The 24,446-nt window shown below is 66.5% G+C and carries 20 protein-coding genes; 15 read left to right on the top strand and 5 right to left on the bottom strand.

Annotated elements, in window-relative coordinates:
- Positions 1 to 73: 73 nt before the first annotated feature.
- From N2L00_RS08100 to secG, 15 genes are all read left to right on the top strand, one after another.
- A complete protein-coding gene (locus tag N2L00_RS08100) occupies positions 74 to 1,807 on the top strand; it encodes an ABC transporter ATP-binding protein (RefSeq protein WP_255863021.1) in 1,734 nt (577 codons plus the stop codon).
- Positions 1,804 to 3,771 (top strand): ABC transporter ATP-binding protein, encoded by a 1,968-nt coding sequence (locus N2L00_RS08105; RefSeq protein ID WP_255863020.1) that lies wholly within the window; start codon positions 1,804 to 1,806, stop codon positions 3,769 to 3,771. The genes N2L00_RS08100 and N2L00_RS08105 overlap by 4 nt, the downstream gene beginning before the upstream one ends.
- A gap of 9 nt (positions 3,772 to 3,780) precedes the next feature.
- Positions 3,781 to 4,197 (top strand): GntR family transcriptional regulator, encoded by a 417-nt coding sequence (locus tag N2L00_RS08110; RefSeq protein WP_255766163.1) that lies wholly within the window; start codon positions 3,781 to 3,783, stop codon positions 4,195 to 4,197.
- 147 nt (positions 4,198 to 4,344) lie between these two features.
- The gene (uvrA, locus tag N2L00_RS08115) at positions 4,345 to 7,248 is read left to right on the top strand and encodes an excinuclease ABC subunit UvrA (RefSeq protein WP_255766164.1); all 2,904 of its coding nucleotides are present in this window, start codon (positions 4,345 to 4,347) and stop codon (positions 7,246 to 7,248) included.
- Between the two features lie 148 nt (positions 7,249 to 7,396).
- Positions 7,397 to 8,095, top strand: coding sequence for an HAD hydrolase-like protein (locus N2L00_RS08120; protein WP_255766165.1), 699 nt, complete (start codon positions 7,397 to 7,399; stop codon positions 8,093 to 8,095).
- On the top strand, positions 8,082 to 8,750 hold the full coding sequence (locus N2L00_RS08125) for a 1-acyl-sn-glycerol-3-phosphate acyltransferase (RefSeq protein WP_255766166.1): 669 nt from the start codon (positions 8,082 to 8,084) through the stop codon (positions 8,748 to 8,750). Before N2L00_RS08120 ends, N2L00_RS08125 begins: the two co-directional genes overlap by 14 nt.
- 113 nt (positions 8,751 to 8,863) lie before the next feature.
- The gene (gene uvrC / locus N2L00_RS08130; protein ID WP_255766167.1) at positions 8,864 to 10,870 is read left to right on the top strand and encodes an excinuclease ABC subunit UvrC; all 2,007 of its coding nucleotides are present in this window, start codon (positions 8,864 to 8,866) and stop codon (positions 10,868 to 10,870) included.
- An 81-nt stretch (positions 10,871 to 10,951) separates the two neighbouring features.
- Positions 10,952 to 11,851 carry an RNase adapter RapZ gene (rapZ, locus tag N2L00_RS08135; RefSeq protein WP_227933489.1) on the top strand — a complete coding sequence of 300 codons (900 nt, stop codon included), beginning with the start codon at positions 10,952 to 10,954 and terminating at the stop codon, positions 11,849 to 11,851.
- The gene (gene yvcK, locus N2L00_RS08140) at positions 11,851 to 12,870 is read left to right on the top strand and encodes a uridine diphosphate-N-acetylglucosamine-binding protein YvcK (RefSeq protein WP_255766168.1); all 1,020 of its coding nucleotides are present in this window, start codon (positions 11,851 to 11,853) and stop codon (positions 12,868 to 12,870) included. The genes rapZ and yvcK overlap by 1 nt, the downstream gene beginning before the upstream one ends.
- A 10-nt stretch (positions 12,871 to 12,880) precedes the next feature.
- On the top strand, positions 12,881 to 13,861 hold the full coding sequence (whiA, locus tag N2L00_RS08145; RefSeq protein ID WP_227921727.1) for a DNA-binding protein WhiA: 981 nt from the start codon (positions 12,881 to 12,883) through the stop codon (positions 13,859 to 13,861).
- A gap of 103 nt (positions 13,862 to 13,964) precedes the next feature.
- Entirely contained in the window at positions 13,965 to 14,591 is a 627-nt protein-coding gene (locus tag N2L00_RS08150; protein WP_255766169.1) for a superoxide dismutase, read from the top strand.
- A gap of 239 nt (positions 14,592 to 14,830) precedes the next feature.
- Positions 14,831 to 15,835: a type I glyceraldehyde-3-phosphate dehydrogenase gene (gene gap / locus N2L00_RS08155; protein ID WP_255766170.1), complete on the top strand. Its 1,005-nt coding sequence runs from the start codon at positions 14,831 to 14,833 to the stop codon at positions 15,833 to 15,835.
- 24 nt (positions 15,836 to 15,859) lie between these two features.
- A complete protein-coding gene (locus N2L00_RS08160; protein WP_255766171.1) occupies positions 15,860 to 17,086 on the top strand; it encodes a phosphoglycerate kinase in 1,227 nt (408 codons plus the stop codon).
- 102 nt (positions 17,087 to 17,188) lie between these two features.
- Positions 17,189 to 18,004, top strand: a complete 816-nt coding sequence (tpiA, locus tag N2L00_RS08165; protein ID WP_255766172.1) for a triose-phosphate isomerase — start codon at positions 17,189 to 17,191, stop codon at positions 18,002 to 18,004.
- Between the two features lie 61 nt (positions 18,005 to 18,065).
- Complete coding sequence (gene secG / locus N2L00_RS08170; RefSeq protein ID WP_255766173.1) at positions 18,066 to 18,317, top strand: preprotein translocase subunit SecG; 252 nt, start codon at positions 18,066 to 18,068, stop codon at positions 18,315 to 18,317.
- A gap of 76 nt (positions 18,318 to 18,393) precedes the next feature.
- Here secG and pgl read toward each other — a convergent pair whose 3' ends face one another.
- The 5 genes from pgl to tal are packed head-to-tail and all read right to left on the bottom strand — an operon-like array spanning position 18,394 to position 24,442.
- A complete protein-coding gene (pgl, locus tag N2L00_RS08175) occupies positions 18,394 to 19,218 on the bottom strand; it encodes a 6-phosphogluconolactonase (RefSeq protein WP_255766175.1) in 825 nt (274 codons plus the stop codon).
- Entirely contained in the window at positions 19,215 to 20,150 is a 936-nt protein-coding gene (locus N2L00_RS08180; RefSeq protein WP_255766176.1) for a glucose-6-phosphate dehydrogenase assembly protein OpcA, read from the bottom strand. Before N2L00_RS08180 ends, pgl begins: the two co-directional genes overlap by 4 nt.
- Positions 20,147 to 21,691 (bottom strand): glucose-6-phosphate dehydrogenase, encoded by a 1,545-nt coding sequence (gene zwf / locus N2L00_RS08185; protein WP_255766177.1) that lies wholly within the window; start codon positions 21,689 to 21,691, stop codon positions 20,147 to 20,149. Before zwf ends, N2L00_RS08180 begins: the two co-directional genes overlap by 4 nt.
- Positions 21,692 to 23,320, bottom strand: a complete 1,629-nt coding sequence (locus tag N2L00_RS08190) for a glucose-6-phosphate isomerase (protein ID WP_255863019.1) — start codon at positions 23,318 to 23,320, stop codon at positions 21,692 to 21,694.
- Between the two features lie 6 nt (positions 23,321 to 23,326).
- Positions 23,327 to 24,442: a transaldolase gene (gene tal, locus N2L00_RS08195; protein ID WP_255766179.1), complete on the bottom strand. Its 1,116-nt coding sequence runs from the start codon at positions 24,440 to 24,442 to the stop codon at positions 23,327 to 23,329.
- Positions 24,443 to 24,446 lie beyond the last annotated feature (4 nt).

Raw genomic sequence — 24,446 nt, forward strand, 5'->3', positions numbered from 1 at the left:
CCTGTCCCGGCCCCGGGGGCAGCAGTCTTACCCGGGTATTGTCTGCGCTCGCGGACGGGCGTACGTTGCAAGGATGCTTCTGAGGCTGGTCCGGGAAAACCTGGCCCCCTATAAAGGCGCGGTGGCCGCCGTCGTTCTCCTGCAGCTGCTGCAGACCGTCGCCACGCTGTACCTCCCTACCCTCAACGCGGACATCATTGACCGCGGCGTGGTCACCGGAGATACGGGCGTCATCATGCAGGTGGGCGGGTGGATGCTTGCCGTCACGGCGGGTCAGGTCCTGTGTTCCGTCGCGGCCACTTATCTGGCGTCGCGGGTGGCCATGAGTGCCGGCCGCAACATCCGGGCCGCGCTGTTTACCAAGGTGGAGACCTTCTCCTCCCGGGAAGTCGGCCTGTTCGGGCCGCCGTCGCTGATCACCCGGACCACCAATGACGTGCAGCAGGTGCAGATGACCCTGCTGATGACCTTCACCATGATGGTTTCGGCTCCCATCATGGGAGTGGGCGGGGTCCTGCTGGCCCTCAACCAGGACATACCGCTCTCCGGCATCCTGCTGTTGATCCTGCCGGCATTGTTCCTGGTGATCGGGCTGGTGCTGAAGCGGCTGATTCCCCTGTTCCGGCGGGCCCAGCGGCAGATCGACCGGGTCAACTCGGTCCTGCGGGAACAGATCATGGGGATCAGCGTCATCCGCGCGTTCATCCGGGAGCACTCCGAGCAGGAACGCTTCGCCGGGGCGAACAGGGACCTCACCTCCACCCAGCTGCGGGTGAGCCAGCTGCTGGCCCTGCTGTTTCCCGCCGCCATGCTGATCGCCAACCTCGCCACGGTCGCGGTGGTGTGGTTCGGTGCCTTCCGGATTGACGCCGGGCAGATGCAGATCGGTGCGCTTACGGCGTTCATTGCCTACATCATGCAGATCCTGATGGCGGTGATGATGTCCATGTTCATGATCATGATGCTTCCCCGCGCAGCGGTCTGCGCCGAACGGATCTTCGAGGTGCTGGATACCCGGACCAGCGTTGCGGATGCCCCCGGGGCGGGGACGCTGGCGTACGACGGCGGGCGGCTCACCTTTACCGACGTCGGGTACAGCTACCCGGGCGCGGAGGACCCGGTGCTGTTCAACCTCAGCTTCGAAGCCCTGCCCGGGGAGACCACGGCCATCATCGGTTCCACGGGGGCGGGGAAGACCACGCTGCTCAACCTGGTCCCGCGGCTGCTCGACTCCACTTCCGGCAGCATCGCCGTCGACGGGCAGGACATTGCCGGGGTCACCCTCTCCTCGCTGCGCCGCGGTATCGGGCTGGTTCCCCAGCGGGCCTACCTCTTCAGCGGAACCATCGCCTCGAACCTGCGCTTCGGCCGGCCGGACGCCACCGACGCCGAACTCTGGGAAGCCCTGGAGACCGCCCAGGCGGCAGATTTCGTGCGGACAGCCGAGGGAGGACTGGACCACCAGGTGGAACAGGGCGGAGCCAACTTCTCCGGGGGACAGCGGCAACGCCTCGCGATTGCCCGGGCCCTGGTGGTTCGGCCGTCCATCTACCTCTTTGACGACAGCTTCTCCGCCCTCGACTTCGCCACGGATGCCCGGCTCCGGGCGGCACTCAAGCCGCAGACCCGGGATGCCACCGTAGTTGTCGTGGCACAGCGGGTGAACACCATTACCGACGCCGCGAAGATCCTGGTGCTGGAAGAAGGCCGGATCGTAGGTCAGGGAACCCATGCAGAGCTGATGGAATCCTCGGACACCTACCGGGAAATCGTTGCTTCGCAGCTCACCGCGGAGGAAGTGGCATGAGTACGCCGGGGGTACGGGGACGCCCGGGAGCCGCCGCAACGGCCAAGCCGGAGAACTTCGCCTCCAGTGTCCGTCGGATCCTGGTGCTGATGGCACCGGACCGGGTACGGGTAGCGGCGGTACTGGTTGCCGCCGTCGTCTCCGTGGCGCTCGCCGTCAGCGCGCCACGGATCCTCGGGGAGGCCACCAACGTCATCTTCGACGGCTTCATCGGCCAGGGCCTGCCCGCGGGGGTGTCCAAGGACGCCCAGGTCCAGGCACTGCGGGACTCGGGGGAGCGGGAACTGGCGGACATGCTCGCGGCAATGGACGTGGTCCCGGGGCAGGGACTGGACTTCGGCAGACTGGCAGGGATCCTGCTCGGCGTGCTGGGCATCTACCTGGCCGCCTTCGCGTTCGGCTGGTTCCAGGCACGGGTGACCGCCCGCATTGTGCAGAACGCCATGTACCGGCTGCGCCGCGACGTCGACGGCAAACTGTTCCGGCTGCCCATGTCCCACTTCCAGCAGCAATCGCGGGGAGACGTCCTCAGCCGGGTCACCAACGACATCGACAACCTGGCCCAGACCCTCTCCCAGAGCCTGACCCAGATCATCACTTCGGTCCTGACCATCATGGGCGTGCTGGCAATGATGGTGTCCATCTCCCCGCTGCTGGCGCTGATCGCCGTGATTACCGTGCCCGTCTCTGCACTGGTCACCGTCCTCATTGCCCGGCGCTCGCAGGCAGAGTTCAAGACCCAGTGGAAGTCCACCGGCGAGGTAAACGGCTATATCGAGGAAATGTTCACCGGGCAGGACGTGGTGAAGGCCTTCGGCCAGCAGGAGCGGATCATCGAAGGCTTCGCCCCCACCAACAACCGCTTGTACCGCTCCGCCTTCCGGGCCCAGTTCGTCTCGGGCATCATCATGCCGGCCATGACGTTCATCTCGAACCTGAATTACGTGGCCGTGGCGGTGGTCGGCGGACTGCAGGTCGCCAACGGGCAGCTGTCCATCGGCGGCGTGCAGGCCTTTGTGCAGTACAGCCGCCAGTTCAGCCAGCCGCTGGGACAGCTTGGCGGGCTGATCAACATGCTCCAGTCCGGCGTCGCGTCCGCCGAACGGGTGTTCGCCCTCCTTGACGCGAAGGAACAGCAGCCGGACCCCTCCCGGCCCGAGCACCTGAAGGCGGTGCGGGGGCGGGTGGCCTTCGAGGATGTCTCCTTCAGCTACAGCCCCGATGCGCCGTTGATCCGGAACCTGTCCTTCACCGCGGAGCCCGGGCAGACCGTGGCCATCGTGGGTCCCACCGGTGCCGGCAAGACCACCCTGGTCAACCTGCTGATGCGTTTCTACGAGGTGGACGCGGGCCGCATCACCATCGACGGCATCGACATTGCCCGGCTCCGCCGCGAGGAACTGCGCGGCCACATCGGCATGGTGCTCCAGGACGCCTGGCTGTTCGAGGGCACGGTGCGGGAGAACCTGGCCTACGGCGCACCCGATGCAACCGAGGAGCAGATCGTTGAGGCGGCGCAGGCCACCCATGTGGATCACTTCGTCCGGTCCCTGCCGGAGGGCTACGACACCGTGCTCGGGTACGACGGCGGGGCGCTGAGCCAGGGCCAGCGGCAGTTGCTGACAATCGCCCGGGCCTGGCTTTCAAACCCGTCCATCCTGGTGCTGGACGAGGCCACCAGTTCCGTGGACACCCGCACCGAAATCGCCATCCGGCTGGCGATGAACGCCCTGCGGCAGGACCGCACTAGCTTCGTGATTGCCCATCGCCTGTCCACCATCCGGGACGCGGACATCATCCTGGTGGTGCGGGACGGGCAGATCGTGGAGCAGGGAACCCATGCTGCGCTGCTGGAGGCCGAGGGGTTCTATACCGAGCTCTACCGTTCACAGTTCGCCGAGCCGGCACAGGATGCAGGGGCGGAGGACGACATGCCGGCGCCTGCCGATCCGGCCGGGCACTAGCATTGCACCATGACGCCTGACACAACCCCCGTAACCGCACCGACCTCCGCCGGCAACGACGCCGGTGTGCTGGCAGGGGTCCGGATTGACGCTTCCAGCTCGGTCCCGCCCTACGAACAGCTGCGCCTGCAGATCCTGGACGCCGTGAATGAGGGGCGCCTCGCCATCGGAACCCGGCTTCCACCGGTGCGTGCCCTGGCCGGACACCTCGGACTGGCCGTCAACACGGTGGCGAAGGCCTACCGCGAGCTGGAGCAGGCGCAGGTCGTCACCACGCGGTCCCGCGCCGGCACCGTTGTCGCGGCGGGCGGCGACACCGGCCGCGGCCGGGTGGCCGAAGCTGCCGCCGCCTATGCCGCGGCGGTGCGGGCCAACGGCGTCTCGGATGACGACGCCGTGTCCCTCCTGCGGGCGGCGCTGGGCTAAACGGCCACGTAGCCTCCGGTTTGCGGGGTTTCGGATCGCTCCAAGGCCATGCAGCCAGGGAGCCCCGCACCGGTTCCGCTTCGCCCGCGGCGAAACCCGGGGGGTCGAATACTTCTTCGAATCGGCGTTTGAACTACAGTGGAAAACGTGCCTAAATCGACTCTTCCGACGGCTGACACCACGTTCGTGCCGCATAAAGCCAATGACCTTTCCCGCCTGGTAGTGAAAGGTGCGCGCGAGCACAACCTCCGCAACGTTGACCTGGACCTGCCGCGGGACGCCATGATCGTGTTCACCGGCCTGTCCGGCTCGGGCAAATCCTCCCTGGCGTTCGACACGATCTTCGCGGAGGGACAGCGGCGCTACGTCGAGTCCCTGTCCGCCTACGCGCGCATGTTCCTCGGCCAGGTGGACAAGCCCGACGTCGACTTCATCGAGGGGCTTTCGCCCGCCGTCTCGATCGACCAGAAGTCCACCAGCAAGAACCCGCGGTCCACGGTGGGAACCATCACCGAGATCCACGACTACATGCGCCTGCTCTGGGCCCGTGTGGGCCGCCCCTTCTGCCCCGTCTGCGGCGAGCCCGTCAGCCGGCAGACCCCGCAGCAGATCGTGGACCAGCTCCTCGAACTGGAAGAAGGAACCCGCTTCCAGATCCTTGCCCCGGTGGTCCGCGGCCGGAAGGGCGAATTCGTCGACCTGTTCAAGGAACTCGCCGCCAAGGGCTACTCCCGTGCCCGGGTGGACGGCAAGCAGGTCCAGCTGTCCGATCCGCCGAAGCTTGGCAAGCAGTACAAGCACAACATCGAAGTGGTCGTGGACCGCCTGGTGGCCAAGGACGGTATCCGGCAGCGGCTCACGGACTCGGTGGAAACCGGACTCGGCCTGGCCGACGGCCGGGTGGTGGTGGACTTCGTCGACCTCCCCGAGGACAGCAGCGGACGCACCCGCACCTTCTCCGAGAACCTGGCCTGCCCGAACGAGCACCCGCTGGCCATCGACGAAATCGAACCGCGGTCCTTCTCCTTCAACAACCCGTTCGGAGCCTGCCCGGTCTGCACCGGCATCGGCTCCCGGCTGGAAGTCGATGAGGACCTGATCATTCCGGACCCCTCCAAGTCCCTGGCCGAGGGCGCCATCGCCCCGTGGTCCCTGGGCACCGCCACCACCGAGTACTGGAACCGGCTGCTCGACGGCCTGGCCAAGGACATGGGCTTCTCCATGGACACCCCCTGGAAGAAGCTGCCGGCCAAGGCACGCGAGGCAGTGCTCCACGGCAAGGACCACAAGGTCGTGGTCCAGTACCGGAACCGCTTCGGCCGCGAACGCAAGTACAGCACCGGCTTCGAAGGCGTCATCCAGTACATCCACCGCAAGCACGGGGAAACCGAATCGGACCACGCCCGCGACCGGTACGAGGAGTACATGCGGGAAATCGCCTGCCCCGAGTGCGGGGGAGCGCGCCTGAACCCGGCGTCCCTGTCCGTGCTGATCAACGGCCGCAACATTGCCGAGATCAGCGCCCTGCCGCTGCGTGAAGCCGCGGACTTCCTCAACACCCTGGTCCTCACCGGGCGCGAAGCACAGATCGCCAACCAGGTGCTGAAGGAAATCCAGGCCCGCCTGACCTTCCTGCTCGACGTCGGCCTCGAATACCTGAGCCTGAACCGCCCGGCAGCCACGCTGTCCGGCGGCGAGGCCCAGCGCATCCGCCTGGCCACGCAGATCGGTTCGGGGCTTGTGGGCGTGCTGTACGTCCTGGATGAGCCGTCCATCGGCCTCCACCAGAAGGACAACCGGCGCCTGATCGACACCCTGATCCGGCTGCGCAGCCTGGGCAACACCCTGATCGTGGTGGAACACGACGAAGACACCATCCAGGAAGCGGACTGGATTGTCGACGTCGGCCCCGGCGCCGGAGAGCGCGGCGGCGAGGTGGTGCACTCCGGACCGTTGGCCGAGCTGCTCACCAACGAGCGCTCCATCACGGGCGCCTACCTGTCCGGCCGGAAGAAGATCGAAATCCCGGCGAAGCGGCGCAAGGTGGACAAGTCCCGCCAGCTGAAGATCGTCGGAGCGCGGGAAAACAACCTGCAGAACCTGAACGTAGATGTTCCGCTGGGCGTCTTCACCGCCGTGACGGGCGTCAGCGGGTCCGGCAAGTCCACGCTGATCAACGACATCCTCTACAGGACCATGGCGAACAAGCTCAACGGTGCCAAGCACGTGGCCGGGCGGCACACCCGCGTGGAGGGCCTGGAGCAGCTGGACAAGGTCATCCACGTGGACCAGAGCCCGATCGGACGGACCCCGCGGTCCAACCCGGCCACCTACACCGGCGTCTGGGACCACATCCGCAAGCTCTTCGCCGAGACCAACGAAGCGAAGGTGCGCGGCTACCTGCCGGGCCGCTTCTCCTTCAACGTCAAGGGCGGCCGCTGCGAGGCCTGCCACGGCGACGGCACGCTGAAAATCGAAATGAACTTCCTGCCCGACGTCTATGTTCCCTGCGAGGTGTGCCACGGCGCCCGGTTCAACCGGGAAACCATGGAGGTGCACTACAAGGGCAAGAACATCGCCGAGGTGCTGGACATGCCGATCGAAGAGGCGGCAGAGTTCTTCGCCGCCTTCGGTCCCATTTCCCGGCACCTGAACACGCTGGTGGACGTGGGCCTGGGCTACGTCCGGCTGGGCCAGCCCGCCACCACGCTCTCCGGCGGCGAGGCGCAGCGCGTGAAGCTCGCCAGCGAACTGCAGAAGCGGTCCAACGGCCGCAGCATCTACGTCCTCGACGAGCCCACCACGGGCCTGCACTTCGAAGACGTCCGCAAGCTGCTGGAAGTGCTGCAGGGACTGGTGGACAAGGGCAACACCGTGATCACCATCGAGCACAACCTGGACGTCATCAAGAGCGCCGACTGGATTATCGACCTCGGCCCCGACGGCGGTACCGGCGGCGGCAAGGTGGTAGCCTCCGGCACCCCGGAGAAGGTTGCCAAGGTGGAAGGCAGCCACACCGCGACGTTCCTGGCGGAGATCCTCAACCCGTAGTCCAATGAAGGCCGGTGGCCGCCCGAGGGGGCGGCGCCGGCCTTCGGCATGCCCGGTCCCGTCGCGCGGGCAAAACGCACCCGGGAGATATGCGCCGCCGGGCATACCTTTTTCCCTTGGGCCGCCCCGATATGCCAAACTTAGGCCCGTGACTTCTCCCCGGCTTTTGGTGCTGTTCGATCTCGATGGAACGCTGGTTGATCCGGCCGGTGCCATTACGGGCGGCATCTGTTCCGCCCTCACCGCCTGCGGGCTGCCGGAGCCGTCAGAGGCGGACCTGTTCCGGATGGTCGGCCCGTCCCTGGTGACGTCCCTGCGTGACATTGCCGGCGTTCCCCGGGACCGCCTGGAAGCGGTGATCCGCCACTACCGGCAGGGTTACCGGGAGGCGGGCATGGCACAGAGCCGGCCTTACCCGGGCATCCGCGGACTGGTGGAGAAACTGCGCACGGAACACACCGTGGCCGTGGCCACCCAGAAACCCGGGCACTTGGCGGTGGAACTCCTGGAGGTGCAGGGCATGGACAGCCTCTTTGCTTCCGTTCACGGCTCACCCGCCGACGAGCAGGCCGCCGCCGCGCTCAACGGGAAAGCCGGCATCATCCGTGCCGCTCTGGAGCGGCACGCGGGCACCTTCGACCGGGCCGTCATGATCGGCGACCGCCGGCACGACGTCGAGGGCGCCGCCGCCAACGGAATCGACTGCATCGGAGTCTCCTGGGGCTTCGCTGCCGACGGCGAGCTCGACGCGGCGGGGGCCGCCGTCGTCGTTGACACCGCGGAAGAACTGGCCGATGCTGTGCTGGCCTATGCGCAGAACGGAGCGGCACTGAATGGTTCTCTATAACCTGACCCGGGCAAGCACCCGCGGGCTTGTCGCCGGTCTGTGCCGGCCCACGATCACCGGACTCGAGCACGTTCCCGCCCACGGCCCGTTCATCGTCGCCTGCAACCACCAGTCCTTCCTGGACAGCGTCCTGGTCCAGGCCCTGCTGCCGCGCCGCGTGGGTTTCTTCGCCAAGGCCGAATACTTCACCGGGACCGGCCTCAAGGGGCTTGCGATGAAAAGCTTCTTCGAAGGCGTGGGATCCATTCCGGTGCAGCGCGACCAGCAGGCCGCCAGTGTTGCGGCACTCAAGACCCTGCTGGACATCCTTGAGGAGGGCGGCGGCGTCGGAATCTACCCCGAAGGCACCCGCTCACGCGACGGACTGCTCTACCGCGGACGCACCGGCGTGGGCTGGCTGGCCCTGACCTCCGGGGCGCCGGTGGTGCCCGTGGGGCTCATCGACACCGACAAACTGCAGCCCGCCGGCAAGAAAACGGTCAAGCCCGGACACTTCGCCCTGAAGGTGGGGCAGCCGCTGTACTTCCAGAAGACCGGTCCGGAGCATGCGCTGCCGGCCCGCCGCCAGGCCACTGACCGCGTCATGGACGCCATCGCCGAGCTCAGCGGACAGGAGCGCTCGGACAGCTACAACCGGAACCGGCCGGAGGGGTAGCCGTACCCGGTAAACACGCGTACCGGCACCCGAAGCGGGCCGGACCGTTCAGCGCCGCGCGAAACCCCATGCCGCCGTCCGGGGCAGGCGAAAGGCGAACGTAGGATGGAGAGGTGGCAGATCCAGCAACCTACCGGCCGAAAACAGGGGAGATCCCCACGGCACCGGGCGTATACCGCTTCCGGGACGAGCACGGCCGGGTTATCTATGTGGGCAAGGCGAAGAACCTCCGCTCCCGCCTGAACTCCTATTTTGCGAACCCGCGCGGTCTGATGCCCAAGACCCGGGCCATGGTGCATACCGCGGCCGGTGTCGAATGGACGGTGGTCGGCACCGAGCTCGAAGCGCTGCAGCTGGAATACACCTGGATCAAGGAATTCAACCCCCGGTTCAACATCATGTTCCGGGACGACAAGTCCTACCCCTACCTGGCCGTGACCATGGGGGAGAAGTACCCCCGGGCCCAGGTCATGCGCGGGGACCGGCGCAAGGACACCCGCTACTTCGGGCCCTTCTATCCGGCCAAGGCCATCCGCGAAACCCTGGACACGCTCCTCCGGGTCTTCCCCGTCCGGACCTGCAGCAGCGGCGTCTTCAAGCGCGCAGAGCGCACGGGCAGGCCGTGCCTGCTCGGCTACATCGACAAGTGCTCCGCCCCCTGCGTCGGACGGATCAGCCCCGAGGACCACCGCGAGCTGGCCTCGGAACTCTGCGACTTCATGGCCGGCGAGGGCAAGCGCTTCATCTCCAGCCTCGAGAAGGAGATGCAGGCCGCCGTCGCCGAACTGGACTACGAAACCGCCGCCCGGCTCCGCGACGACATCTCGGCCCTGCGGAAAGTCTTCGAACGCAACAACGTGGTCCTCAGCGAAGACACGGACGCGGACATATTCGCGCTGGAGGAGGACGAACTCGAGGCGTCGGCCCAGGTGTTCCATGTCCGCGGCGGACGCATCCGCGGCCAGCGCGGCTGGGTGGTGGAAAAGGTCGAGGACAACGACACCGCCGACCTCGTGGAGCACCTGATCCAGCAGGTCTACGGCGAGGCGAACTCGACCGACCGCATTCCACGGCAGGTCCTCGTCCCGGTGCTGCCGCCGGACGCGGAGGAGCTGGCCGAGTGGCTGGGCGGGCTGCGCGGCGCCCGGGTGGACATCCGGGTGCCCATGCGCGGAGACAAAAAGGCCCTCATGGAAACCGTTGCCCGCAATGCCGCGGATGCCCTGCGGCTGCACAAGAGCCGCCGGGCCGGGGACATCACCACCCGCTCCGCCGCCCTGCAGGAACTGCAGGAGGCCCTGGACCTGCCCTCGCCGCCGCTGCGCATCGAGTGCTACGACATTTCCCATGTACAGGGCACCAATGTGGTGGCCTCCATGGTGGTGGCCGAAGACGGCCTGCCGAAGAAATCGGACTACCGCAAGTTCTCGATCACCGGCGACGCCGCCCGGGACGACACGTCCTCCATGTACAACGTCATTTCCCGCCGTTTCCGCAATTACCTTGCGGAGAACGCGGATCCCGCCGCCGATCCGGATGCCCCGGTGGACCTGCCGGACGAGCGCGGCGGCAACGGCGATGTCCAGCCGTTGACGGACACCCTGACCCCGGCGCCCAAGGCAAAGTTCGCCTACCCGCCGAACCTGGTGGTGGTGGACGGCGGCCAGCCCCAGGTCGCGGCGGCATCGAAGGCCCTCGCGGATCTGGGCATCACCGATGTGCAGGTGGTCGGACTGGCCAAGCGCCTGGAGGAGGTCTGGGTTCCGGACAGTGACTTCCCGGTGATCCTCCCGCGCGCTTCCGAGGCCTTGTTCCTGCTCCAGCGCGTCCGGGACGAGGCGCACCGCTTCGCCATCACCTTCCACCGGCAGAAGCGGGGCAAGTCCATGACTGCGTCCCTGCTCGATGAGGTGCCCGGACTGGGACCGTCCAAGCGGCAGGCGCTGCTCAAGCACTTCGGCTCCGTGAAGAAACTGCGTGCCGCGACCGAGGAGGAACTCCTGGAGGTGCCGGGCATCGGCCCGGCCATGGCCGCCAACCTGCGCAGCCGCCTGGCGGACAAGGAAACGGCGGGAGTTCCGGCGGTCAATATGGCCACCGGCGAAATCCTGGAAACTTAGTTAGGCTTGGGAACCGGCGTGTCGGCTTCGAACCGTTCGGAGTTCTTCGAAAAGCAGGACAATCAGGATGGGATCACAGTAATGACGCAAGAGGACGGCTTGACCGTAGTCAAACCGGAGGAATCGGAGCTGCTCGTAGTCACGGGCATGTCCGGTGCCGGGCGCAGTACCGCCGCCAATGCGTTGGAAGACCACGGCTGGTACGTCGTCGAGAACCTGCCTCCGATGATGCTCGGCACCCTCACCGAGCTGGTCTCCCGGATGCCCCAGTCCATCCCGAAGCTGGCCGTGGTGGTCGACGTCCGCAGCAAGGAACTCTTCCAGGACATCCGCGAAGCCCTGCGCAACCTGCGCGCCGCCGGCGTCACCTACCGCCTGCTGTTCCTCGACGCCGATGATTCCACCCTGGTCCGGCGCTTTGAACAGGGACGCCGCCCGCATCCCCTGCAGGCCGACGGCAGCATCCTGGACGGCATCGCCGCCGAACGCGAGGTCCTGACGGAGCTGAGGGAGTCCTCCGACATCGTCCTGGACACCTCCAAGCTCAATGTCCACGCACTGGCCACCGCCGTCACGGAGCTGTTCACGGAGTCCGGCCCGATTGTGTTGCGCCTGAACGTGATGAGCTTCGGTTTCAAATACGGACTGCCGGTGGACGCGAACTACGTCGCCGATGTCCGCTTCATCCCCAACCCGCACTGGGTTCCGCAGCTGCGCCCGCACACCGGACTGGACGAAGACGTCCGCGACTACGTCCTGCAGGCCAAGGGCACCGCGGAGTTCCTGGACCGCTACGTGGACGCCCTGGAGCCCGTCATTGACGGCTACCGCCGGGAAAACAAGCACTACGCCACGATCGCCGTCGGCTGCACCGGCGGCAAGCACCGCTCCGTGGCCGTCACGGAGGAACTGGCCAAGCGACTGGCCCAGCTTCCGCACGTAACGGTCAGCTCCCACCACCGGGATCTGGGGCGCGAGTAATGTCCTTCCTCACCGGACCCCTGCCCCTGATTCCCGAGGGGAAGGGGCGTGAGAGCGGGAGCGGGAGCGGATCGATCGTCGCGCTCGGCGGCGGCCACGGGCTGTCCGCCTCCCTCTCGGCCCTCCGCCTGCTCACCACCGACCTCACGGCCATCGTTACGGTGGCGGACGACGGCGGCTCCTCCGGCCGCCTCCGCCGGGAACTGGGCGTCCTTCCGCCCGGGGACCTGCGGATGGCCCTGGCGGCGCTCTGCGACGACACTGACTGGGGGCGCACCTGGCGCGACGTCATGCAGCACCGCTTCCGGTCCCAGCCCGGTGTCGAAGGTTCCCTGGACGACCATGCCCTCGGCAACCTGCTGATTGTCACGCTCTGGGAGCTGCTGGGGGATCCCGTCGCCGGACTCCAGTGGGCCGGCGCCCTGTTGGGTGCCCGCGGCCAGGTACTGCCGATGTCCACCCTGCCGCTGACCATTGAAGGCGACGTCCTTCGGCGCACCGCCGACGGAGACCTGTTCGAGACCATCAGCGGCCAGGCCAGCCTCGCCGCTGCCGGTGCCCGCAGCAACGTCAGCGACGTCCGGCTGCTGCCCGTCGACGCGCCGGCGTGCCCGGCCGCGCTGGAAGCAATCGACCTGGCCGACTGGGTGGTCCTGGGACCCGGCTCCTGGTACACGTCGGTCCTGCCGCACCTGATGCTGCCGCAGCTTAGGGACGCGTTGTGCGCCACATCGGCCAAACGCTGCCTGACCATGAACCTCAGCAATGAGACAACCGAAACGTCGGGGATGACCGCCGTCGACCACTTGGCCGTCATCCGCCGCTACGCACCGGAGTTCAAGGTGGACGCCGTGCTGGTGGATCCGTCGGTGGTGGCGGACAAAGCGGCCTTCGAGGACGCTGTAGCAGAAATGGGCGGCCGTCCGGTCTTCGGTAAGGTGGGGGCAGCGTCGGGGCGTCCGATCCATGATCCGCTCCGCCTCGCGACCGCCTTCCACGATATTTTTGGGGAGAATTAGGAGTGTATTTGTGGCGTTAACCGCAGCTGTAAAAGAGGAACTGTCGCGTCTGGACGTGAAGAAATCCTCAGTCCGCAAGGCCGAGGTGTCGGCAATGCTGCGTTTTGCCGGCGGCCTGCACATCATTTCCGGACGGATAGTCATCGAAGCCGAGGTAGACCTCGCGTCTACTGCCCGACGGCTGCGGGCAGCCATTGCCGAGGTCTACGGCCACGCCAGCGACATCATTGTGGTGTCCGGCGGGGGACTGCGCCGCGGCAACCGCTACGTGGTTCGGGTGGTCAAGGACGGCGAATCACTCGCCCGGCAGACCGGCCTCCTGGATGCCCGCGGACGTCCGGTGCGGGGGCTGCCCTCCGTCGTCGTGAACGGTTCCGCGGCCGACGCGGAGGCCGTCTGGCGGGGCGCCTTCCTTGCCCACGGTTCACTCACCGAACCCGGGCGCTCCTCCTCGCTTGAAGTCACCTGCCCGGGACCTGAAGCTGCCCTGGCCCTGGTTGGATCCGCCCGTCGGATCGGCATCGCTGCCAAGGCACGCGAGGTGCGCGGTGTGGACCGCGTGGTAATCCGCGACGGCGACACCATCGCGGCCCTGCTCACCCGGATGGGTGCGCATGACGCGCTCATGGTGTGGGAAGAGCGCCGGATGCGCAAGGAAGTACGCGCCACGGCGAACCGGCTTGCCAACTTCGACGACGCCAACCTCCGCCGCTCCGCGCAGGCCGCCGTCGCGGCCGGCGCCCGGGTGGAGCGTGCCCTGGAGATCCTCGGCGAGGACGTCCCTGAGCACCTGCGCTACGCCGGCGAACTGCGCGTGGCCCACAAGCAGGCCAGCCTGGACGAGCTGGGCCACCTGGCCGACCCGCCCATGACCAAGGACGCCATTGCCGGGCGGATCCGGCGGCTGCTGGCCATGGCTGACAAGCGGGCAGCGGAACTGGGCATTCCGGGTACTGAGTCGAGCGTCACTCCGGAAATGTTGGACGAATAGCGTTATTGCATAGGATGGAAGCCTGCTGCCTTTCGGCGGCACAACGAGTTTCCGGACGGGAATTCCGCCCGGAACTTTGATCCGACACCAACGGAGGATTTTCGTGAACGAATACACACTGCCGGAACTGCCGTACGACTACGCGGCCCTTGAGCCGCATATTTCCGCACGCATCATGGAGCTGCACCACGACAAGCACCACGCCACCTACGTGGCCGGCGCCAACACCGCCCTCGCCCAGATGGCAGAGGCACGCGACAAGGGCGAGTTCGGCACCATCGGCAAGCTCTCCAAGGATCTGGCCTTCCACCTTGGCGGCCACACCAACCACAGCATCTTCTGGAACAACATGTCCCCGGACGGCGGCGACAAGCCCGAAGGCGAACTGGCAGCAGCCATCGATGAGTTCTTCGGTTCCTTCGACGGTTTCCGCGGCCAGTTCACTGCCGTGGCCAACTCCATCCAGGGCTCCGGCTGGTCCATCCTGGCCTACGAACCGCTGGGCAAGAACCTGGTCATCGAGCAGCTCTACGACCAGCAGGGCAACATCCCGGTGGGCACCATCCCGCTGCTGATGCTCGACATGTGGGAGCACTCCTACTACCTGGACTACGCCAACGTTAAGGGCGACTACGTCAAGGCATGGTGGAACATCGTGAACTGGGCCGACGTCGCCGCGCGCTTCGACGCCGCCCGCACCGGCGCCAAGAGCCTGATCGTCCCGGCTTAGTCTTGAGCCCCTGCCGCACATTTGTGCGGGTGCCCCGGTCCCTACGGAGACTGTGACGCGTAAGATAAATCCGTAGGTCCGGTCCCGCCCGGTGCTTTCGGGCACCGGCGGGACGGGGCCACGGCGCCGCGGCCGGAAGGGTTTCCCAAGCGGAAGTGTCAGGCCGCAGTCAGTCCGGTGGCTTCTTACCATGAGGTCACGCAGCTCTCGATTGAACCCCTACTCAAGGAGACAGAACAGTGACTACTCGTGTTGGAATCAACGGATTCGGGCGTATCGGCCGCAACTACTTCCGGGCGGCCCTGGAGCAGAACGCCGACCTCGACATCGTCGCGGTAAATGACCTCACCAGCCCCGAGACCCTCGCCCACCTCCTCAAGTACGATTCAGTCACCGGACGCCTGGGTGCCGATGTCAAAGTCAGCGAGGGCAACATCGTTGTCGGGGGCAAGACCATCCGCGTACTGGCCGAGCGGGATCCCTCGAACCTCCCCTGGCGCGATCTCGGCGTGGACATCGTCATTGAGTCCACCGGATTCTTCACCAAGGCCGAGGACGCCAGGAAGCACATCGACGCCGGCGCCAAGAAGGTCCTGATCTCCGCGCCGGGCAAGGGCGCCGACCTCACGGTTGTTATGGGGGTCAACGACGGCGACTACGACCCGGCGTCCCACAACATCATCTCCAACGCCTCCTGCACCACCAACTGCCTCGGCCCGCTGGCCATGGTCCTGCATGAGGCGTTCGGCATTGAACGCGGCCTGATGACCACCGTCCACGCCTACACCGCAGACCAGAACCTGCAGGACGGCCCGCACCGCGACCTCCGCCGGGCCCGTGCCGCAGCGCTTAACATCGTCCCGACCACCACCGGCGCCGCCAAGGCCATCGGCCTGGTCCTGCCGGCCCTCGACGGCAAGCTGGACGGCTTCGCGCTGCGCGTGCCGGTGCCCACCGGTTCGGTCACCGACCTCACCGTGACGGTTTCCAAGGAGGCCACGGTGGAACAGATCAACGATGTCTACAAGACCGCGGGCAACGGACCGCTGGCGGGCATCCTGCGCTACACGGACGAGCCGATTGTCTCTTCCGACATCGTCACCGATCCTGCCTCGTGCATCTTCGACTCCGGCTTGACCCGCGTTATGGGGAACCAGGTGAAGGTCGTGGGCTGGTACGACAACGAGTGGGGCTATTCCTGCCGTCTGGTGGACCTCACCAAGCTTGTCGGCTCAAAGCTTTAATCAACCGAGTACGCAAAGGTAGACATGACTGTCAAAACTCTCCCCGACCTGATCAGCGAAGGCGTTGACGGCAGGTACGTCCTCGTCCGCTCCGACCTGAACGTCCCGCTCGACGACGGCCGGGTTACCGACGACGGACGCATCCGGGCGTCGATTCCCACCCTGCAGACCCTCGTGGAGCACGGTGCCAAGGTTATTGTGATGGCCCACCTCGGCCGCCCGAAGGGCAAGCCGGACGAGAAGTACTCGCTGCGTCCCGCCGTCGACCGCCTCGACGAACTCTCCATCTTCCCGGTGGAGTTCGCCGAGGACGTGGTTGGCGACAGTGCCCGCAGCCTGGCAGCCTCCCTGGCCGCCGGGTCCGTCCTGGTGCTGCAGAACATCCGCTTCGATCCGCGCGAGACCTCCAAGGACGACGCCGAACGCCAGGCGCTGGCAGGGGAGCTGGCGGCCCTGACCGGCGGCAACGGAGCCTACGTGGATGATGCCTTCGGTGCCGTGCACCGCAGGCACGCCAGTGTTTACGACGTTGCCGAGGTGCTGCCCGCCTACGAAGGAGGGTTGGTGCACACCGAGGTCGAGGTCCTCAAGCGCCTCACCGAGAACCCGGAGAAGCCCTATGTGGTGGTTCTGGGCGGTTCCAAGGTGTCCGACAAGCTGGCAGTGATCGAGAACCTGATGGACCGGGCCGATTATCTGCTGGTGGGCGGCGGCATGGTCTTTACCTTCCTGGCAGCACAGGGCCACAAGGTCGGCGCGTCACTGCTCGAGGCAGACCAGATCGAAAACGTGAAGGGTTACCTGAGCCGGGCCAAGGAGGTGGGCTGCGAGTTTGTGCTGCCCACCGACATTGTGGTGGCGGATAAGTTCGCTGCGGACGCCGACGTCGACACCGTTCCGGCCGAGGGCATGGAGGACAGCCGCTTCGGCGCTTCCGGCATCGGCCTGGATATCGGCCCCGACTCGGCTGCCGCCTTCGCCGAGCGGATCCGCCACGGCAAGACCATCTTCTGGAACGGCCCGATGGGCGTGTTCGAGTTCGAAGCCTTCGCCAACGGCACCCGTGCCGTTGCCCAGGCTTTGAAGGACTCCAGCGGCTTCAGCGTCGTCGGCGGCGGCGATTCAGCAGCGGCCGTCCGCAAGCTGGGCTTCTCGGAAGCCGACTTCGGGCACATCTCCACCGGCGGCGGCGCCAGCCTCGAATACCTCGAAGGCAAGGCCCTTCCGGGCCTTACCGTCCTCGACAAGTAAAACCCACGGTGCGGGTCCGCTGTTCCAGCGGGCCCGCACCCGCATGTCCCATCCCGCCCGGCCTCAGCGCCGGCGCACCGCGAGTAAGAAACCGGAGTAACCATGACCACCTCCACGAACGGCAAGTTCGACCGCACACCCCTGATCGCCGGCAACTGGAAGATGAACATGGACCACGTCCAGGGCATCACCCTTTTGCAGAAGCTGGCGTGGACGCTGAGCGACGCACGGCATGATTACGGCCGCGTGGAAGTTGTGGTGTTCCCTCCGTTCACCGACCTGCGCAGCACGCAGACGCTGGTAGCGGGCGACAAGCTGAAGGTGGAATACGGCGCGCAGGACCTGTCGCCCAACGATTCCGGCGCGTACACCGGTGACATCTCCGGCCAGTTCCTCGCCAAGCTCGGCTGCAGCTACGTCCTCGTGGGGCACAGCGAACGCCGGTCCGTCCACGGCGAGAGCGACGAGCTGCTGAACGAAAAGCTCAAGGCTGCCTACCGCCACAACCTCGTGCCCATCCTCTGCGTTGGCGAAGGTCTCGAAGTCCGGCAGGCCGGGGATCACGTGATCCACACCCTGGAGCAGGTCCGCAGGGACCTCGCGGGACTGGATGCCGGGCAGGTGTCACGCCTTGTCATTGCCTACGAGCCCATCTGGGCCATCGGTACCGGTGAAGTTGCCGGCCCCGAGGACGCCCAGGAAATGTGTGCCGCTATCCGTGCCGAAATCGCGGACCTGTACGACGATGCCGTTGCTGCCAAGACCCGCCTGCTCTACGGCGGCTCGGTGAAGGCGGCCAATGCAGCAAGCATTCTGGGGGAGCGGGACGTGGACGGCGTGCTGGTAGGCGGCGCCAGTTTGGATGTAGGCGAATTTGCTAATATTGTCAGGTTCGAACAACATCTGGTGACTGACTGAACTGCAGCTGAAGGGCGCCGCAGCGGCGTCTCCAATCCATGAGTCACCCGAAAGGCCGTAAGTGGAAATTCTGAAGATCGTCCTGCTGGTGCTCCTTGCGATCACGAGCCTGCTGCTGACGCTGCTCATCCTGCTCCACAAGGGCCGCGGCGGCGGCATGTCGGATATGTTCGGCGGCGGCATGACCAGCAGCCTCGGATCCTCCGGTGTTGCCGAAAAGAACTTGAACCGCTTCACGGTGGCGCTGGCGCTCTCCTGGGGCTTGGTCATCGTGGCCCTCGGGCTGATCCAGCGCTTCGCCGGCGAAGCGTAGGCAGCAGCGCAGCAATAGCTTAAAAGGAATGGCCCCCGGATGAGTCCGGGGGCCATTCCTTTTAAGCGGGTCGGGCCTAGTCCTCGTCGCCGGCGTCGCGGTCTTCGGAGTCGAAGAGCCGCTGGGACAGCTGCGATGCCGCTGCCTGGTCAATCAGCCACCGGGTCTTGGTGCGGCCGTGGGCACCCGCGGCCGGGACCTGGATTTCCCCCGCGCCGGCGAGAGCCAGGCCCACGGCGCCGGCCTTGTCATTGCCGGCGACACCCAGCCACACCTCGAACGCCGTGTTGATGCTCTCCAGCGTGAGCGAGATCCGCTCCGGCGGCGGCTTGGGAGCATCCCGCACGGCTACGGTGGTGGCGCCGACGGTCCGAACGCCCGGGGTTTCGGGGAAGAGGGACGCAATATGCGCGTCCGGCCCTACCCCGAGCAGCAGGACGTCAAAGCGGGGGAGCCGCGGGTCCACAGGTTCGAACCCGGTTGCCAGGTGTTCGGCGGCGGCGGCGTCGGCCAGCTGCCGGGCATAGTCGGCTGCGGCGTCTTCCACCGTCTCCGCCTCATTGGCGGAAGCGACCGCGTGGATGCGGCCGGCCGGGACGCCAAGCGGATCCAGCATCGCCTGCCGCGCCTGCAGTGAGTTCAGCTCCGGATCGCCGGCCGGCAGGAACCGTTCATCGCCCCACCAGAAGTTGACCTTCGTCCAGTCCACCGCTGTGCGCGCCGGATTGGCCGTCACAGCCTCCAGCGTCGCGATACCCACGGTTCCGCCCGTGAGCACCACGGTGGCCTCCCCGCGTCGGCTCTGGACGTCCACGAGCTTGGTGATCAGCCGCGCTGCCGTTGTGGAGACGAGCGCCTGGGGATCCGGGTGGATGCTGACGCCTTTGGGGGAGTGCTTCATGCGTCCGCCCCTTCCTTGGACAGGCACGCAGCCAGCCCCTCGGTAAGTACTTCTCCGAACACCTCGTCCGGATCCAGCCGACGCAGTTCCTCCGCCAGGCAGTCGCGCAGGGTGCGGCGCGGCAGCGCAATCTGCTGCTCCGGCTGCCCCGGCTGGGTCAGATGCGCGGTGACCTGGTCCGGCCGGGCCAGTTCCACGTCTCCGTCGCCGCGGCTAAACACTACCCTGTGGATGCCGGTTCCGGCTTCCCCTTCGATGATCTCCAGCGGTACTTTCAATGCCTTTTTCAGCCAGGCGGCCAGCAGGAAGGTGCTGGCCGAGTCCGAGGCGCCCTCGACGACGACGGACCGGACCTGGGCCGCTCCGCCACCGTCCAGGACAGCGGCGAGCTGGACGCGCCAATTCGTCAACCGGGTCCAGCTCAGGTCGGTATCCCCGGCAGCGTAGCTGTCCGCCAGGCCCAACAGCGCCTTCTTCGGATCATCCTCCGTGGCGGCATCGGTAATCCGGCGGTGGGCAATGCAGCCCAGCGGAGTCTGCGCCGGATCGGAAGGAACTCCGTGCGGCCACCAGACCACTATGGGCGCGTCCGGCAGCAGCAGGGCGGACACCAGGGATTCGCTTTCCCCCGTAAGTTCGCCGTACCCGGACAGCACAATCACTTCCGAGGCGCCGGCGTCGCCGCCCACCCGGATCTGAGCGTCAAGGCGGGTTTTCTCGTCCGGGCTGCCCTCGGCCAGCACGATGATGCGGCACGGGTGTTCCCTGCTGGCCTCGTTGGCGGCGGCGATGGCCTCCTCTACGAAGTCCGGCTGGGTATCCACCACCAGGGTCAGCACGCGGCCGAGGGTGACCACGCCGCCTTTTTCGCGCATGGCTACGATTTCCTTGGACACCTTGGAGGTGGTGGTGTCCGGCAGTTCTACTATCACGGCCTTCTCCAGGTCCTTCCGTCTTGGGCGAGCAGCTCGTTGGCGGAGTCCGGCCCCCAGCTACCGGGCGCGTAAGGCTCCGGCTGGGTGTCGAGCGACGCCCAGTATTCTTCGAACGGATCCACGATCTTCCAGGACAGCTCGACTTCCTGGTGCCGGGGGAAGAGCGGAGGCTCACCCAACAGCACGTCCAGGATCAGCCGTTCATAGGCCTCGGGGCTGGACTCGGTGAAGGAGTGCCCGTAGCCGAAGTCCATGGAAACGTCGCGGACCTCCATCTGTGTGCCCGGTACCTTGGAGCCGAAGCGGATGGTGGCACCTTCGTCCGGCTGGACACGGATGACGACGGCGTTCTGGCCGAAGTCGTCACCGTTGTGTTCGCGGAACAGCAGATTGGGGGCGCGCTTGAAGACGACGGCGATCTCGGTGACGCGCCGGCCCAGCCGTTTACCGGCCCGCAGGTAGAACGGTGCTCCGGCCCATCGGCGGGTATTGATATCGAGCCGGATCGCGGCGAAGGTCTCGGTCTTGGAATCCGGGTTGAACCCTTCCTCCTCCAGGAAACCGGTGACCTTCTCACCGCCCTGCCAGCCGCCTGTGTACTGGCCGCGGGCGGAACTGCGGGAGAGGTCCTCCGGCAGCCGGACGGCAGCCAGGACCTTCTCCTTTTCCGCGCGGAGGTGGTCCGCATTGAAGGAGATGGGTTCCTCCATAGCGGTCAGCGCCAAAAGCTGCAGCAGGTGGTTTTGGATCACGTCGCGGGCGGCGCCCACGCCGTCGTAATAACCCGCCCGACCGCCGATGCCGATGTCCTCGGCCATGGTGATCTGCACGTGGTCCACGTAGTTGGCGTTCCAGATCGGTTCGAACAGCTGGTTCGCGAAACGCAGCGCCAGGATGTTCTGGACCGTCTCCTTGCCGAGGTAGTGGTCGATGCGGAAGACCGAATCGGCGGGGAACACCGATTCCACCACGTTGTTGAGTTCCCGGGCTGAGGCGAGGTCGTGGCCGAACGGCTTTTCAATGACCACCCGCCGCCACTTGCCCTCGGAGGTCTTGGCGAGGCCGTGTTCGGAAAGCTGCTGGCAGACCTGTTCAAAGGACTTGGGCGGCACGGAAAGGTAGAACGCGTGGTTCCCGCGGGTTCCGCGTCGTTCGTCAAGGTCCTCGAGGGTCGCCTTGAGTTCCTCGAAGGCTTCGTCGCTGTCGAATCCGCCTTCGACGAACCGGATGCCCTCAGCCAGCTGCTTCCACACGCCCTCATTGAAATCGGTCCGGGCATGCGCCTGCACCGCTTCCTTCACCTGGGCGGCGAATTCCTCGTGGCTCCACGGCCGGCGGCCGAAGCCCACCAGCGAGAAGCTGGGCGGAAGCAGGCCGCGGTTGGCGAGATCGTAGACCGCCGGAATGAGCTTCTTCCGGGCCAGGTCTCCGGTGACGCCAAAGATCACCAGGGAGGACGGACCGGCGATCCGGCTCAGCCGGCGGTCCCGTGGATCCCGGAGCGGGTTGCCCTTCCTGGTCTTTTCCTTGGCGGGCATTTACTTACTGCCTGCTTCTGCGGCGAGGGCCCGCACGACGTTTTCGATTTCACGGACCCCTTCGTCGCGGTTCAACAGGTGCAGCCGCAGTACCGGGCGGCCCTGGTCCGCGAGGACCTGCGCGTCACCGGCAGCCTGCGCACTGATGAGTTCACCGAAGGTGAAGGGCCGGTCCGGGATGCCGATGTCCTGTGCCGGCTTACCGGTGATCTGCAGGTAAACTCCCTGCGCCGGGCCGCCCTTGTGGAACTGGCCGGTGGAGTGCAGGAAGCGCGGACCCCAGCCGAAGGTCACGGGACGGCCGGTGGCTGCAGCAAGCTCCGGACGGATCTGCTCCAGTTCTGCCTGCCGGAAACGGTCGAGGTAGGCCTGGACGCTGAGGTAGCCGTCCGTGCCGAGGTGCCGGAGCAGGGCTGCCAGCGCGCCCCGCAGGGTGTGCGCCGTGCCGAGGAGGTCAGCCGGCCCGCGCACCTCGACGGACCCGTCAATGAAGGACGGTTCCGTGGGCTCCGGGGTAGCGTCAAGCAGGCCGCGTGCCGCCTTCTTCGCAGCTTCGACATCCGGCTGGTCAAACGGATTGATGTTCAACAGGCGTCCGGCCACCGCGGTCGCGAATTCCCAGAGCATCATGGAGCTGCCCAGGCTGCCGGAAACCACTACCTGGTCTCCTTCGGGGAGGACCTCGGAATCGACGGGGACAATCCGTACGGTAAGCACGTCGCCGGCACCCGAAACCATCTCCGGGGCGCCGGGTTCGACGGCGACGGGCAGCAGGCCCGTGCCAAGCTTGCCGGTGGATTCCGCGATCAGCTGCTCTGCCCAGTCGGGGAAGCCGGCCAGTCCGGAGCCTTCGTCCACAATGACGATCTTGTTGCGCAGCGGGTCGGTTCCGCCGAGTGCTGCGCCGAGTTCCAGGCCGATGTTGTCCGGCGCGTCGTCCCGCAGGATTTCCGCCGTCATCTCGGCGTCGTCCAGCAGGGTTTCAATGTCGGCTCCGGCCAGGCCCGAAGGCACCAGGCCAAAGGCCGTCAGGGCGGAGTAGCGTCCGCCGACGTTGGGGTCGGCGTTGAACACGGCGCGGTAACCGGCCTCGCGGGCCGCCGCGTCCAACGGCGACCCCGGGTCGGTGACAACCACTATGCGGGACCTGGCGTCGATACCGGCGTCGGTGAAGGCCTGTTCGAAAACCCGGCGCTGCGAATCCGTCTCCACCGTGGAACCCGATTTCGAGCTCACGACAATGACGGTTTCGGCCAGCCGGTCTCCAAGGGCGGCCGCAACGACGTCCGGGTCGGTGGAATCCAGGACTGTCAGGTCCACGCCCGCAGTGCGGGTAATGACCTCGGGTGCCAGGGAAGAGCCGCCCATGCCGGCCAGGACCACGCGGGTCACTGACTCGGCGGCGAGCTCTTCCCTCAGCGCCGCAATCTGTCCCACGAGCGGCCGGGAGCTTTCTCCGGGGTTGAGCCAGCCCAGGCGGATGGACGCCTCGGCTTCGGCATCGGGTCCCCAAAGGGTGGGATCCTGGGCCACGAGGCGGGAGGCAACTTCATCCCCCACGAGTTCGGGCACCTTGGCATCGACGGCAACGCTGGCCGCCCCGGCTGCTTCAAAGGACAGTGTGGTCATTTTTTCCTATGCCTCTTTCGCGGTATCCAGTGCGGTCTGAACGGTCTGGAGGAGTTCGCCCCAGCTGACCACGAACTTATCCAGGCCTTCGGTCTCCAGCTGCTCCACAACGTCGTTGTAGGAGATGCCAAGGCCGTCCAGCTGGTCCAGGACGGCATTGGACTCGGCGTACGTGCCGGTGATGGTGTCACCGGTGACTTCGCCGTGGTCCGCAGTGGCTTCCAGCGTCTTTTCCGGCATGGTGTTCACCGAGTTCGGCGCCACGAGGCCGGTGACGTACAGGGTGTCCGGCAGAGCCGGATCCTTCACGCCGGTGGAGGCCCAGAGCGGGCGCTGGGCGTTGGCACCGGCCGCGGCCAGCACCTGCCAGCGTTCGCTGGCGAACTGCTCTTCGAAGACCTGGTAGGCCAGGCGGGCGTTGGCCAGGCCGGCCTTGCCCTTCAGGCCCTTGGCCTCGTCGGTGCCGATGCCGTCCAGGCGCTTGTCGATTTCCGCGTCCACGCGTGAGACGAAGAAGGACGCCACCGAGTGGATGGTGGAGAGGTCGTGCCCGTTTTCCTTCGCCTGCTCAATGCCGAGCATGTACGCGTTGATGACCTCGCGGTAGCGCTCGAGGGAGAAGATCAGGGTCACGTTGACGCTGATGCCCGCGGCCAGCGTGGCGGTGATTGCCGGCAGGCCTTCCTGGGTGGCGGGGATCTTGATCAGCACGTTGTAGCGGCCAACCTTGTCGAAGAGTTCCTTCGCCTCATTGATGGTGCCCTGCGTGTCGCGTGACAGGCGCGGATCAACCTCAATGGACACCCGGCCGTCAACGCCGTGCGTGGCCTCGGCTACGGGGGCGAAGACATCGCAGGCCTGGATGACGTCGTCGGTGGTGATCTCGAAGACGGACTTGTCGACGTCGGCGCCCGACCGCGAGAGCTGCTGCACCTGGGCGGCGTAGGACTCGCCGTTGGCCAGTGCGGCAGCGAAGATGCTCGGGTTCGTGGTCACGCCGACCACGTTGCGCTCATCGATGAGCTTCTTCAGGGAACCGGAAACAATCCGTTCACGGGAGAGGTCGTCGAGCCAGATGGAGACTCCGGCTTCGGAAAGCCGGGCGGTGGGAGTGGAAGTCATTGTT

Source organism: Arthrobacter sp. zg-Y1171 (assembly GCF_025244845.1).
Taxonomy (GTDB): domain Bacteria; phylum Actinomycetota; class Actinomycetes; order Actinomycetales; family Micrococcaceae; genus Arthrobacter_B.